Raw genomic sequence first — 15924 nt, 5'->3', positions numbered from 1 at the left:
CCCCGCAAAATGCGAGTTGAAAAAATTGACGGGGCATTCGGTCTCCCGAACGCCCCGCCCTAACATCGGTACAAATAACTGCTACCAATACCACTCGAAACTGCGCAATGCGGTGCTCACCACATTTTAAAACCTTCGCGCCAAAATTCGACGCACAGCTAAAAATCACTCCAAAAGAAAAACGTCTGTATCAAATTCGGCAAATCGCCGTCGTTTCGATGACACTACCGCGATGTTCTGAATCATTTATTAACAACGCGATTTTTTTCACTGAATGGTGACAATTTTAGCTAATTTATACTGGCAAGTCATCAATACGCCGCGCCCCTCCGAAAAATCGGAGAAAGATAATCACCGAACGGTGACATACATCACGAGAAAACGACCCGCACGGCCAGGGCGTTGATCAAACCGTTGATCAGACGGGGCGTTGTTCAAACGAGGCGTTCTTTCAAACGCTCCACGATGCGGGGCGAAACGAATTCGCTGACATCGCCGCCAAGCGAGGCGATTTCCTTCACCAAACGGCTCGAGATGAACTGGTTCCGTTCGGAGGACATCAGGAACACGGTTTCGATGTTCTTGTTCAGGCGTGCATTCATGCCGACCATCTGAAACTCGTACTCGAAATCGGATATGGCGCGCAGACCGCGCACGATCATCGTGGCGCCGACTTCCTGCGCATAATGGATCAGCAAGCTATCGAAGTTCCGCACTTCGATTTTGGTGGCGACCCCGCCATTGGCCAGCGAGTCGATCTCCGCCTGCACCATCTGGGTGCGCTCTTCGAGGGAGAACAACGGCCCCTTCCCCGCATTGACCGCGACGGAAACGATCAGTCGGTCGCACATATGCCGAGCGGCGCGCGTGATGATGTCCATATGACCATTGGTGATGGGGTCGAATGTCCCCGGATAGATGGCGACCCGTTCGGTGCTCATATAGTCCTCCCCTCAAACCATTCTGAGGTTCTTGGCCAAGGCCGGTAGCGGCCATTCTTGCGGGGCCGACCGACCAACGGAAACACGGCCCCGGCCTAAGACCGAACACCCGGTTACCGGCCCATTCCGCCGACAACCGCGCCTATCTACACCCTACGGCCCGAAATTGGTAGACCGCGCTTTTGAATGACCGGTCACGACTGCTGATCGTTTGAGGCCCCAAAAATCAAACGATTGACTTGTCACAGAAGCCCATTTCGGGCGGATTTGTCTCGTTTATCGGCAAGGGCCCCGCCAGCCCCTTTGCGGAAGCGCCGTGGGCCTAAGGAATATCCAAGACGGCGATATCTCTCAGGGGGCGAAGTCTTAACCCGCGATGGCTCGTTATCCGGCGACCTCAGGCCATAGGCCTGTGCGTCTTGGCCCGTTCGGAAACCGGCCCCCCCAAGTTTCAGACCGTACTGAGGGGCGCCAGGTCGACGTTAGCGTGAGTTCTAATAAATTGCGCGGCATTCGCACAAGCTATCGGCATTCAGGCGCGGTACCTTTGCTAGCGTCGAAACTGAGCGTTGGTACCGTCATGCTGTCCAATTTTTCGTTAACAGATCAACTGGCAACAATTTGGGCGGTCACGCTTCGTGTTTTTGTCGACCCGGGCCACTTCTTGAGTATTTTCCCGCTATTCATCGCGTTTTGCATCGCGTTTTTCGTTGTTTGTCACCGGCGCCGGCAGAAAACCGGTTCATCAGAAGTCGACTTGCGTAGAACCATGCAGCTTCTTTTCCCGCGGCGGATCTTTATGCATGACTCCGCAAAACTGGACTACGCTGTTTTTGCCATCAACCAGATAGTGCTTTTCGCGATTGCCGTCTCAACGTTTCTAAGTCCGGCGATCATTTCGAATACTATTCTGGAATTCGCCGCCGTGCTTGGCCTGCAGACAGCCGGTACCGACTCCTCCCTGGCTTTGCGCATCCTCTATACGGTTTATATCGTTTTACTTTGGGATTTCAGCGCGACCTATGCCCATTACCTGAAGCACAAGGTTCCGGTCCTTTGGGAAGTGCACAAGGTGCATCACTCAGCCGAAGTGCTGACACCGATTACAGCGCTTCGACGCCATCCGTTGGATGCGCTGTTCGGGACCGTGTGCACGTCCATCATCATGGGGGCCGGCATTGGCGTTTGGGTGCTGTTTTTGGGGCAAGACGTGATGCCGATCTATGTCTTCGGCTCGCTAATCGGTATCTGGGTTTGGCGTATCGCCGGCTACAACTTACGCCATAGCCATTTGTGGCTTTCCTACGGCGACTTCTGGAATCGTGTGTTCATTTCTCCGGCACAGCATCAAGTTCATCACAGCAAGTCTCAGCAGCACTACGATAAAAACTTCGGTCACATCTTTTCCGTTTGGGACAGTCTTTTTGGGACATTGTATTGCCCGAAGGACACCGAACGCGTGCAGTTCGGTATTGGAGACGATGAACTGCCGGAATACCGTTCGCTATTCGGTCTATACGTCACGCCGGTTGTGAAGATTTGGCGCCACTTTGCCGGCTTCCCTGCAGACGAGAAGCTGCAAAGGGACACGGGCCAACCGTAGTGCTTTTTTCCTCACTTTCGTTCCTTGTCGGGTTTTTGCCCATTGTCGTATTCGGGGCGGCTCTGATCGCCCGGATCTTTGGGCCTCGATCCGTTGTTGCATATCTCGTGATCGCGTCATTCGTTTTCTACGGATGGACCTATCCGCCATACGTCGTTTTGCTGGGCGCCACGATCGGCGTCACATTTGCCTTTGGGCGTATGATTTCGCAGACGCGCAGCAAAATCGTCACTGCGTTTGCAATCGCCCTCAATTTGGCTTTGCTGGGCTGGTTCAAATACGCCGGATTTCTGGCCGATATGATTTTCGCGGTTTCGGGCGTCCATGCCGGCCTTCCCGCAATTCTACTGCCGCTGGGTATTTCTTTCTTCACATTCCAGCAGATCGCCTATCTGGTTGACATATACCAAGGGAAAACGAGAAGCGGATCCCTGCTGAACTACGTCTTCCTGATAAGCTTCTTTCCCCAATTGATCGCCGGGCCGATTGTTCACCACAGCGAACTCATACCGCAGCTGGGCGGAAACAGGTTCGCTCGGTTCCGGCCGGAAGATATCGCTGCCGGTGTCATCTTGTTTTCGATCGGGTTGGCGAAAAAGGTTCTGCTGGCAGACAATTTGGCGGTCTACGCCGACAGACTTTTTCTGGCGCAGTCCATGGCTGTCGAGACAAGCATGATCGAAGCGTGGCTCGGCATGCTCTGTTACACCTTCCAAATTTACTTTGATTTTTCAGGCTATTCCGACATGGCGCTGGGCCTAGGGCTCGTCTTCGGCCTTACTCTGCCGGTCAACTTCTGGTCCCCGTACAAGGCTACGAACATCATCGATTTCTGGAAGCGCTGGAACATGACGCTCTCCACTTTCCTGAGGGATTATTTGTACTTTCCGCTCGGGGGAAATCGTTCCGGACCGGTAAGGCGCTATGCGAACCTTTGGATAGTGATGTTGCTGGGCGGATTGTGGCACGGCGCCGGGTGGCAGTTCGTGTTCTGGGGAGCATTGCACGGCTTTTACCTGACCGTCGCCCACCTCTGGTTCCGTCACAGCCGCCTGCGCGTCCCCGTCCTGATCAGCACCATCCTGACCTTTATAGGCGTCGTCTTCGCCTGGGTGTTTTTCCGAGCGGAAAACTTCGCCCAAGCCGGGGCGATCGTACGCGCGATGACAGCACAGACGGCTCCCGGAATTTGGGAGTTGGCAATTTATGAAACAGCCGATTTGGGGATCGCACTCCTGGCCGTTTCGGTGGCCTTGGTATGGTTCATGCCTAATGCACTCCAAATCACTGAACGACTGAAGACAGCAACGGTCAGCACGCGCTCATCCATGGCATTCGCCGGGGTTTTGGGATCGCTTTCCGCCGTGTGTCTTTTCAAAGTCTATGTGAGTGGCAGCAATGCATTCATCTATTTCCAATTTTAACCCCCGGCACGGGCCGAGAATGAACGCCGCTGTATTGGCATTTTTCGCCAGTTGCATAGTTGTCTTTTTCGGGTTTGTGGGGGCGACCGAATGGCTCATCCGCGACCAAGTCCTGCCACAAGACACGCTGGGCGCACATTCGAGGTTATTGAATACGTCGCAGGTATCGGACGCAGCGTTCGGCGATAGTCACGCCGCGCGGGGATTCAATGCGTCGGATGGTTTTATCAATCTCGCCTATCCTTCCGAAAATATTCACGACATGGCTGTGAAGGCGATGTCTTACTTCTCTGACCACGCCCCGGGCCGGATCATTCTCCAAGCCGATCCGCATTTGTTCGCTCCATACCGCGTCAATAGTCGACACAAGATCGACAACGACGTTCCCAATCTTCACATCCGCTCAGTCCGTCACCGCTCCCGTGCATTTGCATATTGGGAGACATTTTTGCGAAACGGCGGTCACTTGGAATCGAAAGTCACCGTCACGGATTTCGGGTCGCTATTGTCGTCAGGCGATCTTTCAGCCGTGCCGCCCCGGAAGCGCTTGCTCGATGCGCAAATCAGGCGGACATGGCATACAATCAGAGAGACGGAACACGTGGAAACGGCACGAAGGGAATACGCGGCCCTGATCGACTGGCTCGTCGAAAAAGGCGCCCGTCTATGTCTCGTAAGCTATCCCGTTTCCGAAGACTATGCCGCCGCCATGGCATCCGCTACTTCGTCCGCGGGACATGAAGAGGAAATCGCCTTTTTCAAAAACCAAGCAGCACGGGTCGGCGCACATTATTGGGATGCCAGAGCCGCCGTTCGTAACCGTGGATTCTTTCGCGACGTGGATCACCTCAACAGTGAGGGTGCGACCCGGTTTTCACCAGATTTGCTGAAAGCATGTTTTGGCGATTGAGTGACCGACGGCCACGGCCTGCCGAAACGAAAGAAGCCGCTCCCAAGAGCGGCTTCTTTCATTTCAACCCTTCATGAGCGGGCGATTTAGTCTTCGTTGGCCTCGCCGCTTTCTTCCGCGCCTTCATCGCCGGCATCCGGTGTCTCGGGTGAAGCCGGCGCATCGGCATCGTTCACAACGACCCCGTTCTCGCCGTCTTCGCCTTCCTCACCTTCTTCCTCGTCACTCCCCTCGGCATCACGCAGTCGGGCGACGGAGACGACCTTTTGCTCGGCGCCGACATCGAAAATGCGTACGCCCATACTGCCGCGGCGTTTCGGGGTGATTTCGTTGGCATGGGCACGGATGATCTGACCGGCGGAGCTGACCAGGACCAACTCGTCCAATTCCGGCACAAGGCGGAAGGAGGCGACAATTCGGCTGTCGTCCCCGCGGCCCAGATTCATATTGCCGATACCTTTCCCGCCACGCCCGGTGATGCGGTAGTCAAAGCAGGAGGAAAGCTGGCCATAGCCCGCGTCGGACACGGTGATGATCAATTCCTCAGCCTCATGCATCTCGGCATAGGGTTCCTGTTCCAACAGGCTGGCCGTTTCCTCGTCTTTCGCGCGGCGTTCCTGGTCATCCGCGTAATCCGCGGTTTCCAAGCGGCGCTTGGCGGCGGCGGCGCGAAGATAGTCTTCGCGCTCGTCCGAAGTCGCCTTGCTGTGGTTCATCAGCGATAGCGAGACCACGTCATCGCCCTCTGCCAAGCGGATGCCGCGCACGCCCGTGGACGTCCGGCCCGAGAAGACGCGGACGTCCGGCACCGGGAAACGAATGCAAACGCCCTGCGCGGTGGAGAGGAAGACATCCTCGTCTTCCGAACAGGTGCGCACGCCGATCAAGCGGTCGCCCTCGTCCAGCTTCATGGCAATCTTGCCGTTCGCCTTGATATTGGTGAAATCGCTGAGCCGGTTACGGCGGACATTGCCGGTCGCTGTCGCGAAGACGGCGAACAATTCGCCCCAGCTTTCCTCATCCTCCGGCAGCGGCATGATCGTGCTGATATACTCCCCTTCGGAAAGCGGCAGCAGATTGACCAGCGCCTTGCCCCGCGCCGTGGGACTTCCCAGCGGCAGACGATAGACCTTCATCTGGTACACCATGCCGAAGGAGGAGAAGAAGAGCACCGGCGTATGCGTCGAGGTGACGAAGACGTTCACGACCGCATCGTCATCCTTCATCGACATACCCGACCGGCCCTTGCCGCCCCGGCGCTGTGCCCGATAGGTCGAGAGCGGCACGCGTTTGATATACCCACCCTGCGTGACAGTGACGACCATGTCCTCGCGCTGGATCAGGTCTTCGATATCGTGCTCGAACTCGTTCTCTTCCAGCGAGGTGCGGCGCGGCGTGCCGAACTGATCGCGCACTTCGATCAACTCGTCGCGCATGACCTGAAGGCGGCGCGGCCGGGATTGCAGGATTTCCAGGAAATCACGGATCTTATCGGCCAGTTCCGCCGTCTCGTTCGCCAGCTTGTCCCGTTCCATGCCGGTCAGGCGCTGCAGGCGCAATTCCAGGATGGCGCGCGCCTGGGCTTCGGAAAGGCGGTATTTGCCGTCGATCACCTCATGCCCAGGATCGTCGATCAAGGCGATGAAGGGGGCGACGTCGCCGGCTTCCCAGTCGCGGGACATCAATTCCTGCCGCGCGGTCGCGGGGTCCGGCGCGGCCCGGATCAATTCGATCACCGGGTCCAAATTGCTGATCGCCACCAGCAAGCCGGCCAAGACATGGGCGCGTTCCCGCGCCTTGCGCAATTCGAAGGCCGTTCGGCGCGTCACCACTTCCTCTCGGAAGTCGACGAAGGCCGCGACGATGTCCTTCAGGTTCAACATCTCCGGCCGGCCGCCGTTCAGGGCCAGCATGTTGACGCCGAAACTGGTCTGCATCGGGGTGTATCTGTAAAGCTGCGCCAGGACGACGTCATAGACCGCGTCGCGCTTCAGCTCGATCACCACGCGCACGCCGTCGCGGTCGGATTCGTCGCGCAGATCGGCGATCCCTTCGACCTGCTTTTCGCGCACCACTTCGGCGATGCGTTCCAGCATGCGCGACTTGTTGACCTGATAGGGAATTTCGGTCGCGACGATAGCCTCGCGCCCGCGGATTTCCTCCATATGGGTCCGCGCCCGCATGATCACCGAGCCGCGGCCCGTCTGATGGGCGGAGCGGATGCCGGACCGGCCCAGGATGATGCCGCCTGTCGGGAAATCGGGCCCCGGCACGATTTCCATCAATTGTTCAATACTGACGCCCGGATCATCGATGAAGGCAATGCAGGCATTGACGACTTCATTCAGGTTGTGGGGCGGAATGTTGGTCGCCATGCCCACGGCGATACCGCCGCCGCCATTGACCAGCAGATTCGGATAGCGCGCCGGCAGAACCACTGGCTCGCTGGAGGAATCGTCATAGTTGTTCTGGAAATCGACGGTTTCCTTGTCGATATCGTCCAGCAGCGTTTCGGCCGCTTTGGACAGCCGCGCTTCGGTATACCGCATCGCGGCCGCCGGGTCGCCGTCCATGGACCCGAAATTGCCCTGACCGTCGATCAGGGGCAGGCGCATGGAGAAGTCCTGCGCCATGCGGACCATCGCGTCGTAGATCGCGGAATCGCCATGCGGGTGATACTTACCCATGACGTCCCCGACGATACGCGCCGATTTACGGTACGGCTTGGACGAATCGTAGCCGTTTTCCTTCATCGCGTAGAGAATACGGCGATGCACCGGTTTCAGGCCGTCGCGCACATCGGGAAGCGCACGGCTGACGATCACGCTCATCGCATAAGCGAGATAGGAGGTCTTCATCTCCTCTTCGATGGAGATGGGATTGACCTCGAAACCCGGGCTACCGGGCGGCGGCGGAGAAACTGGATCGGACAAAGCGGAACCTGCAGTCTAGACCATGAAAGAATCCTGCCGGGTCGGCGCCTGGGAGGGCCTCGTCCGGAAGGGTCGTAACCGGGGGGCAGGACGGAACCGGAAGAAATCCGGCACGGTCATAATTCTGACACCCGAGAACCCTATATCTAGCATGATGCTCCCCGGTGTAACAACGAAATACGGTGTTTTTCCTTCCATCGGGGCGGTACTAGACTAGGTTTTCGCCCCCCTTTCGAGAATACCCGCATGACCAAGCTGATTCACCTGACCGATCCCCATCTGATGCCGCCCGGAAAGACGCTATACGGACTGGATCCGGAAGCCCGGCTGACGGCCGCGATTTCCCATATCGCCGCCCATCACAGCGACGCGGATTGCCTTGTTCTGACCGGCGACCTGACCCATTGGGGCGATGCCGCGGCCTACACGATCCTGAAACGCGAACTGGCCCGGCTGCCTTTTCCCGCGTATCCGCTGATCGGCAACCATGATGAGCGTCCCGCCTTCCTGGCGGCCTTCCCCGGCGCCAGCACGGATTCGAACGGTTTCGTGCAATATCGGGTTGAGACCGAGGCAGGCCGGTTCCTGATGCTGGATACGGTTCAGGAAGGAACCCATGCGGGTTGGTACGACGCGGACCGGCAGTCGTGGCTGAAGGCGGAACTGGACGCGGCGGCGGCTGAGGACCAGCCGGTCTATCTGTTCGCCCATCACCCGCCCTTCGAGATCCATATCCGCATGATGGATATGATTCGCCTGGTGCAGTGGCGGGAGGTCGCCGCCCTGCTGGCGGAAACCCGCGCCGATATCCGCCACTATTTTTTCGGCCATGTGCACCGGCCGATTTCCGGCTGCTGGCGGGGCATTCCCTTTTCGACCCTCTACGGCACCAACCACCAGGTGGCGCTCGACCTGGGCCCCGCGGACGATGCGCCGATGACCCATGAAGCGCCCAGCTATAATATCGCGTTATTGTCCGACGACCTGACGGTCATCCACACCTGCCCCTTCACCTATGACGGCCCATTAATCGACCACCGCAAGGATCAAAACACGGACCACGCCAAACGGGAGGCCGGTCGGGCGCAGGTGGCTGCTGCCCGGGATTAGCAAAGCGCCGTACCTTCAACCGTGATCCGGTGCATCAGGCGACGATAGCCGTGATAGTCGTTTATCGCCTTGTGCCAGGTGGCGCGGTTGTCCCACATGCCCAGCGTGCCGGGACGCCAACGGATCCGGCAGGTGTATTCCGGTTTCACGCAATGCGTATAGATCTGTTGCAGCAGAGGTTCCGATTCCTCAGCCGTCCAACCGTCGATATGGGTCGTGAAGACACTGTTCACATACAGGCACGGCTTGCCTGACCAGGGATGCGTGATCACGAAGGGATGACAAGCGTCCTGTGTCGCCGCTTCCGCGTTCCCGACCCGGTCCGTGTCGGCCCGGTACGAACGGTCCGCGTTCTTGCCAAAGACATGGCGGGAAGAATGCCAGGCCTTCAATTGGCCGAGCATCCGGCGAAACTCTTCCGACAAACCCAGATAGGCCGCATTCATGGATGCGAAGGCCGTGTCCCCGCCGACAGCGGGCGTTTCGATGGCGTAGAGCATGGAACAGGCAGCCGGTTCCACATCATAGGAATGATCCGTATGCCACCCCTCGCCGATCGCGGCTTTCTGATCCGGCTCTTTCAACACCGTCGCGATTTCCGGATAACCGTCCACCGGTTTGAAAAAACGGTTCACATTGATGGCGCCCCACCGCCGCGCAAAGGCGATTTGATCATCAGGTGTTAGGTTCAGGTCGCGGATGGCGATCACGGAATGGTCGATGAAAGCCTGCCGTATGGCCTCGATATGATCATCGCGCGACAGGTCAGCGTTGAAGATCTCCGCGCCGATGGCGGTCGTTATGGGGCGTATTTCCAACATGATGGGATAAGGCTAGTTCAATTCCCACCTTTGCACCAATGAAGAAATCCCCGCGTTCCAAAAAGACCGGCCCATATGCTTTTCATAAAAATTGTTGGCTGTTCAACAAAGTTTTGTTATTCGTTCAACATTACGGAGCTTGGCTTTTGGACAATACGGGGACGGGAAACCCCAGGGAGACGAAACGATGAAGGATACAAAATTCAACGCGGGGCCATCGCTGGACCGGGGACTCGGTCGGCGCGGCTTTCTGAAACAGGCGACCGCGATAAGCGCCGCGGGGATCGCAGGCATGGCCGCCACATCCCTGCCCCGTGCGACAAAAGCCGCCGTTCCGAAAGGCGGCCATATGCGTTTCGGCATCGGCCACGGCAGCACGTCCGACACGTTGGACCCGGGCAAGGTCCTGACCGGTTTTCTATCCGCCACCCATTACGCGATCACCAACACGCTGACGGAAATGGACGGCAACGGGAAACTGATCCCGAAACTGGCCGAAGGCTGGGAAGCCTCCGCCGACGCAAAAAAATGGATTTTCAAGATCCGCAAGGGCGTCGAATTTCACAACGGTAAATCCTTGACCACCGACGACGTCATCGCCTCGATCAATCATCATCGCGGCGAAAAATCCGAGTCTTCGGCAAAAACCATGGTTGATCCGATCACAGAGATCCGGGCCGACGGCATGGATGTAATCGTTACCCTGTCGGGAGGGGATGCGGACTTCCCCTATAAACTCAGCAGCTTCAACTTCCCGATCTATCAGGCCAACAGTGACGGCAGCCTGGATTGGCAAAGCGGCATCGGCGCCGGAGCTTACATCCTGAAAAACTTCGAACCAGGGGTCCGGGCGAGTTACGAAAAACACCCAAACCATTGGCAGGACGATCGCGGCCATTTCGCCAGCGCCGAATTGATAACCATCCCGGATTCCGCAGCCCGCCAAAACGCGCTGATCAGCGGCGAAGTCGACGGTGTCGACCGGTTGGACTTCAAAACGGCCGGACGCATGGCCGGCATGAAGGGTATTGTGGTGGAGGAAGTAGCGGGCAAGACCCAGTATACCTTCCCGATGCGCACCGATACCGCGCCGTTCGACGACAACAATGTGCGCATGGCAATCAAACACGCGGTGGACCGCGACCATTTGCTACGCACCATCCTGCACGGCCATGGCTCCATCGGGAACGACCAGCCGATCAGCGCCGCCTATCCATTCTTCAACGCGGAGTTGGAGCAACGGGAATATGACCCGGACATGGCGAAGCATTATCTGAAAAAAGCCGGCCTTTCCTCCCTCGACATCACCCTCAGCGCGTCCGACGCGGCCTTCGCGGGCGCCGTCGACACCGCGGTCTTGATTAGCGAGCAGGCGAAAAAAGCCGGCATCACGGTCACGGTGAAACAGGAGCCGAAAGACGGCTATTGGTCGAATGTCTGGATGCAGAAGCCGTTCACCGCCTGCTATTGGCCGGGCTATCCCACACCGGACAGCATCCTGACGCAGGCCTATGCCAAGGGTGCGTCCTGGAACGACACCTATTGGGACCATGAGCGCTTCAACAAGCTGCTGGTGGAAGCCCGGTCGGAATTGGACAATGCAAAACGGACCGAACTGTATGCGGAAATGCAGCGGATCGTCCGCGACGACGGCGGCGTGCTGCTTCCCTTCTTCGCCAATGACGTTTTCGGCATTTCCGACAAAATCGGCCATGGCACTCTGTCCGCGAACTACGATGTCGACGGGCGCATGTTCTTCGAACGTTGGTGGTTCAAGGACGCGTAAGAAGGGCCGGCAACTGCCGGTTCTATTGACGGGATATGTAGAATCCGCCCATCCGCCTTTAGAAACAACCGAAAGGCGGATGGGCCCTTTCCTTAGGGGCCACCGCGCAGCCGATGGCAGAAAAATCGCAACGCACCGTTGTCCAGCGGCCGAAGACCCACGCGGAGATCAATGAATTCCGCCGTATCGGCTTGATGGAAGGAACCATTACGTCGATGGCGGAGTTCGGCGTCGCGGGCACGACGCTTAAAACGATCTGCGATGCCGCCGGCGCGTCACGCGGCCTGACCGGCCATTACTTCGCCAGCAAGGAAGCGCTTGTCGCGGAAGCCTTCAAGCACCTTTTCGACAGCCTGACCGACCAGGTCGCCAAGGAAACCGCTAAGATCGACCCGCGGTCGAAAAGCGCGCAGTTGCGGGCGATACCGGCGGTTCTATTTTCCGACAAAGTCTTCACCAAGCGGAACCGGGGCGCCTTCCTCAGCTTCTGGCACGAGGTCCGCTTTAATCCGCTTGTGAAGAAAGCCAACCGGGAGCTTTACACCGACTATGCCAAACGGGTGGAAAGCTATTTCGCGGCCGCGGCCGAGGAAGCCGGCGCCACCATAGACGCCCGCAACGCTGCCCTGGGTTTGATCGCCTTGATGGACGGTTTATGGCTGGGCCTGTCGATTCACGACAAGGTCCTGTCGCAGAAACAGGCGACCGAACTTTGCCAGCGTTTCATCGACGATTTCCTGCCGCGATAAGCTGTTTCGATAGAAAGTCCGGACATCGACGGTCTGATTACTCCGCCGCCGCGGTCGCCCGGCCATAGACCGTTTCGTTGACTTCCGGATCACCGATCACACCGGGTTCCTTTTCATAGACGAAGACACCCATGATACGCATCCGGTCGCCCGCCACGGGCGATACGCGGTGCAGGGAATTGCAGCCCCGGAAAATGCACAGAGCCCCCTCTTCCCGCGCCACTTCCACACAGTCGGCACTGTCACCCTGTACCGCCTGGCGCACCCGGTCGATGCATTCATCGTCATCGCGGCGCGTATTGGGAATGATTTCAAAACGCCCGCCGGATTCCGGCGCCTGGAGCATCAGGGTCATGGTGAAGGCATTGACCGAGTCGAAATGCCAGGCCGATTGATCCCCATCCTTGTAGCAGACCGCATTGACCGGCTGCATCGGATCATCATTGGCATAGAGCTGCTCCGTCCCCACGATGCGCCCGACGAAGTCGATCATATTGTCCCAGTAATACATAGTCTTCAGCGGGTTGTCGGCGGGCAGCCGGTCGGCAGCCAGCATCCAGGTGCTGGCCGGAAACAGGATGTTTCGGGGATGGTCGTCCGGCAGGGTCGGGTCTTTCCGACGCTGAAGGTAACAGTTCCGGGTCGACGCGTTGTGATTGGCCGCCGGCAGCACCGTTCCGATCTGTGCCACCGCCTGCCGCCGCGCTTCGGGACGGATGAAGTTCGGCAGAACGACATATTGCTTCGTGTCCAGTTCCGCCTTTGCCTGCGCGGCGATACGCGCGAAGGATTCGCTTTCCGGCTGATGCAAGGGATAGGCGTCCAGATTGATCACCTGGTCCGGCGTCAAGGCTTCCGGGGTTTGGGTATTGGTGGTCATGTCAGCGTCGCCTCCGAATTTCCGAATAGGTCTATCGTTCTGCTTTTCTCACCTCTACCATAATCTTTGTTGATCGTTCAACAAATTTAAAGGCGTCACCACTTGGGAAAAACGAAACCCAAGGGCCGACAACTCAATATATTGGATTATAGGAAAAACAGTAACGCGCCGGCGATTTTCCCTAAAGCCGATTTGAAGGGTGGCGCTGCACCGACGCCCTATACGATGGCCTCGACACGCTGAAGGAATTCGTCGACAACCCGACGCAGTTTTTCCGATTGTTCCGATAATTCGGATGCCGCCGCATGAACTTCCGTAGCTGACTCACCTGTCTGTTTGGCCGCATCGCTTACCGTGGCGATACTCGAGGACATTTCCGCTGTGCCTTGGGAAACTTGGTCAATATTCCGTGCAATCTCCCGGGTTGCGGCGGCCTGCTCCTCAACCGCGGCGGATACACCGGCATTGCCTTCGGTCACACGCTCGACCTGGCTGCCGATATCCCGAATACGGGTCACGGTCTCCCCTGTGGCATTCTGAATACCGGCGATGTATTCCGAAATCTGGTTTGTCGCCGACGCGGTTTGCGTCGCCAAGGCTTTCACCTCGTTGGCAACCACCGCGAAGCCTTTTCCGGCCTCCCCCGCCCGCGCCGCTTCAATCGTTGCATTCAACGCCAAAAGATTGGTTTGATTGGCAATATCCGTGATCAATTCCAAGGCCGAGGCGATATCCTGTGTCGCGCGCTCCAAGGTTTCCACGGTTGAAGCCGCCTCGACCGCTAGGCTGGCAGCCTGGCCGGCCGCTTGGGTGGCTGTAGAAACCTGATCGCTGATTTCCCGAATGGAAGAGGACAATTCCTCGGACGCAGCGGCAACGGTTTCAACATTGGTCGAAGATTTCTCCGCGGTTGTGGAGACCATCTCAGCCTTTTCGTTTGTTGTGGCCGAAATCTGCTGCATCGACTCGGAGGAAGCAGATAATTCAGTCGAAGCGGAAGCCACTGTATCGACCACCGACGCAATGCTTCCGCGAAAATCACGAATAACACCTGAAAACTGTTCGACCCGGCCTTCCATAGACGACAATGCAGTATTGACCTTCTTGGACGCCGTCAAAAAATCGCCCTGCATGCTGGTTTCTATGATCTTGCGCCAGTACTTGCTGTCATTGACATGTTCCATGCACGCGGAAGATTCCCGAACATAGGCGTCGCAACGGTCGATCAGGTCGTTGACCAGGTGCAGCAATTCAGCGGTTTCCCCCGTCCCCGTAATGTCCATAAGACGCAGGTCGAAGTTCCCACCGGCGATTTCACGCATAATCGGCAATGCTTTGGATATGTCTTGATTGGAGGCGATGTTGAACCCGATCATTGCTCAGACTCCCAAGAAAAACATGAACTGGTTGAAACTCATCGACCGTTCGCGAAGGATGGAATCAACAATCGCCGCGCCATCCGCCAAGGCGGCCTTGGGCGACGAAGCCGCCTGCTCGGCCTTCAGCAAGCGCTGATACAGCGGAATTATATGCTCGTTGAGTGCGTCGCGGTTCGGGGCACGCCGGTTGCTGTGATAACCAATGATACTGCCTGCGCTGTCACGGCTGGGCGTGACATGGGCGAGAACCCAATAATTATCGCCATTCTTGGACCTATTGTTCACATAGGCGAAGATCTCGTTGCCTGCGGCGATGGTCTTCCACAGCAAGTCGAACACGGTCCGAGGCATATCGGGATGCCGGATTAAGTTGTGTTGTTTGCCGATGCACTCATCACCGGAATAGTCGGAAAATTCGAAAAACGTCCGATTGCCGTATCGTATCTTGCCCGACAAATCGGTCTTGGTGACGATGATCTGGTCCGGCCGCATCTTCCGCTCATGGCCAGTCAAGGAATTGGATTTCTCTATGGACATGATTCCCCACTCAAAATTTCCGAAGTCATTTTATCGATTGGATGTTCTGACCCTTCTCAATCGTGGGTACGGTGCAATGACGGGCATCCTGAATCGTGAACGTACCGCGTGACCACCAACGTCAAGGGTGAGGAAAGCACGCCTTTCGTAAATAAGTAAACCTCATTTTATTGTATTCTAATGTTTAGTTTTTTGGTCATGCCGACAACATCACAGCCCGGTACAATACGAACGAAGGTACCCCGACTGCCCCGCTTGGTTTCATTGCGTTAGGGTAAGGTGCAAAAAAAACGAGGAGCATCAGCCCCTCGTTTAAAACGTGATCGTTTCAGTAACCCCTAGAACGGAATTTCGTCATCCAGGTCCTGGGAATAATCGGGACCGGAACCGCCGCCCTGGCCGCCACCTTGACCGCCGCCGGAACCGCCGCCATAACCGCCGTCGTCGTACCCGCCGCCTTGGCTGCCGCCATATCCGCCGCCACCGCCGCCACCGTCATTGCGGCCGCCGAGCATGGTGAGTTCACCGCGGAAGCGCTGCAGCACAACTTCAGTCGAATATTTTTCCTGGCCCGATTGGTCCGTCCATTTGCGGGTCTGCAGGCTACCTTCGATATAGATCGTCGAACCCTTCTTCAGGTAACGCTCAGCCACTTCACCCAGCCGTTCGTTGAAGATAACGACACGGTGCCATTCGGTTCTTTCCTGACGATTGCCGTCCCGGTCCTTCCAGGTTTCCGAGGTGGCGAGCGACAGATTCACGACCTTGCCGCCGTTCTGCATGGTGCGCACTTCCGGGTCGCGCCCGAGATTTCCGACCAAGATGACTTTATTGACGCTGCCGGCCATGAC

13 protein-coding genes are annotated in these 15924 nt (G+C 57.4%); 6 read left to right on the top strand and 7 right to left on the bottom strand.

The features are described from left to right. Positions 1–434: 434 nt before the first annotated feature. Positions 435–941, bottom strand: coding sequence for a pantetheine-phosphate adenylyltransferase (gene coaD / locus EOI86_RS07365; protein ID WP_127764440.1), 507 nt, complete (start codon positions 939–941; stop codon positions 435–437). Positions 942–1521: 580 nt separating this feature from the next. Here coaD and EOI86_RS07360 point away from each other — a divergent pair. From EOI86_RS07360 to EOI86_RS07350, 3 genes are all read left to right on the top strand, one after another. Then, the gene (locus EOI86_RS07360) at positions 1522–2544 is read left to right on the top strand and encodes a sterol desaturase family protein (protein WP_161973737.1); all 1023 of its coding nucleotides are present in this window, start codon (positions 1522–1524) and stop codon (positions 2542–2544) included. A 299-nt stretch (positions 2545–2843) separates the two neighbouring features. Next, the gene (locus tag EOI86_RS07355) at positions 2844–3968 is read left to right on the top strand and encodes an MBOAT family O-acyltransferase (protein ID WP_161973736.1); all 1125 of its coding nucleotides are present in this window, start codon (positions 2844–2846) and stop codon (positions 3966–3968) included. Positions 3969–3987: 19 nt separating this feature from the next. Beyond that, positions 3988–4878, top strand: a complete 891-nt coding sequence (locus EOI86_RS07350) for a hypothetical protein (RefSeq protein ID WP_127764437.1) — start codon at positions 3988–3990, stop codon at positions 4876–4878. An 86-nt stretch (positions 4879–4964) separates the two neighbouring features. Here EOI86_RS07350 and gyrA read toward each other — a convergent pair whose 3' ends face one another. Then, on the bottom strand, positions 4965–7811 hold the full coding sequence (gene gyrA / locus EOI86_RS07345; protein ID WP_127764436.1) for a DNA gyrase subunit A: 2847 nt from the start codon (positions 7809–7811) through the stop codon (positions 4965–4967). Between the two features lie 246 nt (positions 7812–8057). Between gyrA and EOI86_RS07340 the strand changes: the two genes are divergently transcribed. After that, the gene (locus tag EOI86_RS07340; RefSeq protein WP_127764435.1) at positions 8058–8921 is read left to right on the top strand and encodes a phosphodiesterase; all 864 of its coding nucleotides are present in this window, start codon (positions 8058–8060) and stop codon (positions 8919–8921) included. Here the strand turns inward: EOI86_RS07340 and EOI86_RS07335 are convergent. Continuing rightward, positions 8918–9742, bottom strand: a complete 825-nt coding sequence (locus EOI86_RS07335) for a TauD/TfdA dioxygenase family protein (RefSeq protein ID WP_205032094.1) — start codon at positions 9740–9742, stop codon at positions 8918–8920. The two genes, EOI86_RS07340 and EOI86_RS07335, sit on opposite strands and share 4 nt — an antisense overlap. 187 nt (positions 9743–9929) lie before the next feature. Here EOI86_RS07335 and EOI86_RS07330 point away from each other — a divergent pair, with 187 nt between their 5' ends. After that, complete coding sequence (locus EOI86_RS07330; RefSeq protein ID WP_127764434.1) at positions 9930–11528, top strand: ABC transporter substrate-binding protein; 1599 nt, start codon at positions 9930–9932, stop codon at positions 11526–11528. Positions 11529–11641: 113 nt separating this feature from the next. Beyond that, positions 11642–12277, top strand: a complete 636-nt coding sequence (locus EOI86_RS07325) for a TetR family transcriptional regulator C-terminal domain-containing protein (RefSeq protein ID WP_127764433.1) — start codon at positions 11642–11644, stop codon at positions 12275–12277. A 37-nt stretch (positions 12278–12314) separates the two neighbouring features. Here EOI86_RS07325 and EOI86_RS07320 read toward each other — a convergent pair whose 3' ends face one another. The 4 genes from EOI86_RS07320 to ssb all read right to left on the bottom strand — a co-directional run bounded on the left by EOI86_RS07320 (position 12315) and on the right by ssb (position 15921). After that, a complete protein-coding gene (locus tag EOI86_RS07320; RefSeq protein ID WP_127764432.1) occupies positions 12315–13157 on the bottom strand; it encodes a HalD/BesD family halogenase in 843 nt (280 codons plus the stop codon). Between the two features lie 218 nt (positions 13158–13375). After that, entirely contained in the window at positions 13376–14533 is a 1158-nt protein-coding gene (locus tag EOI86_RS07315; protein ID WP_127764431.1) for a methyl-accepting chemotaxis protein, read from the bottom strand. Positions 14534–14536: 3 nt separating this feature from the next. Further along, positions 14537–15073, bottom strand: coding sequence for a PAS domain-containing protein (locus EOI86_RS07310; protein WP_127764430.1), 537 nt, complete (start codon positions 15071–15073; stop codon positions 14537–14539). A gap of 338 nt (positions 15074–15411) precedes the next feature. Continuing rightward, positions 15412–15921 carry a single-stranded DNA-binding protein gene (gene ssb, locus EOI86_RS07305; protein WP_127764429.1) on the bottom strand — a complete coding sequence of 170 codons (510 nt, stop codon included), beginning with the start codon at positions 15919–15921 and terminating at the stop codon, positions 15412–15414. Positions 15922–15924: the final 3 nt, after the last annotated feature.

Source organism: Hwanghaeella grinnelliae (assembly GCF_004005845.1).
GTDB classification, from domain to species: Bacteria; Pseudomonadota; Alphaproteobacteria; order UBA8366; family Aestuariispiraceae; genus Hwanghaeella; species Hwanghaeella grinnelliae.
Note: the sequence above shows the minus strand (reverse complement) of the source record. Positions and strands in the feature narration are given on the sequence as shown.

What these genes read in the sequence shown, in the direction of transcription:
- EOI86_RS07330 (WP_127764434.1), top strand. Translation starts at nt 9,930, where the DNA reads ATGAAGGATACAAAATTCAACGCGGGGCCATCGCTGGACCGGGGACTC.
- EOI86_RS07325 (WP_127764433.1), top strand. Translation starts at nt 11,642, where the DNA reads ATGGCAGAAAAATCGCAACGCACCGTTGTCCAGCGGCCGAAGACCCAC.
- EOI86_RS07355 (WP_161973736.1), top strand. Translation starts at nt 2,844, where the DNA reads ATGATTTTCGCGGTTTCGGGCGTCCATGCCGGCCTTCCCGCAATTCTA.
- EOI86_RS07340 (WP_127764435.1), top strand. Translation starts at nt 8,058, where the DNA reads ATGACCAAGCTGATTCACCTGACCGATCCCCATCTGATGCCGCCCGGA.
- EOI86_RS07350 (WP_127764437.1), top strand. Translation starts at nt 3,988, where the DNA reads ATGAACGCCGCTGTATTGGCATTTTTCGCCAGTTGCATAGTTGTCTTT.
- ssb (WP_127764429.1), bottom strand. Translation starts at nt 15,921, where the DNA reads ATGGCCGGCAGCGTCAATAAAGTCATCTTGGTCGGAAATCTCGGGCGC.
- coaD (WP_127764440.1), bottom strand. Translation starts at nt 941, where the DNA reads ATGAGCACCGAACGGGTCGCCATCTATCCGGGGACATTCGACCCCATC.
- EOI86_RS07310 (WP_127764430.1), bottom strand. Translation starts at nt 15,073, where the DNA reads ATGTCCATAGAGAAATCCAATTCCTTGACTGGCCATGAGCGGAAGATG.
- EOI86_RS07315 (WP_127764431.1), bottom strand. Translation starts at nt 14,533, where the DNA reads ATGATCGGGTTCAACATCGCCTCCAATCAAGACATATCCAAAGCATTG.
- EOI86_RS07335 (WP_205032094.1), bottom strand. Translation starts at nt 9,742, where the DNA reads ATGTTGGAAATACGCCCCATAACGACCGCCATCGGCGCGGAGATCTTC.
- EOI86_RS07320 (WP_127764432.1), bottom strand. Translation starts at nt 13,157, where the DNA reads ATGACCACCAATACCCAAACCCCGGAAGCCTTGACGCCGGACCAGGTG.
- EOI86_RS07360 (WP_161973737.1), top strand. Translation starts at nt 1,522, where the DNA reads ATGCTGTCCAATTTTTCGTTAACAGATCAACTGGCAACAATTTGGGCG.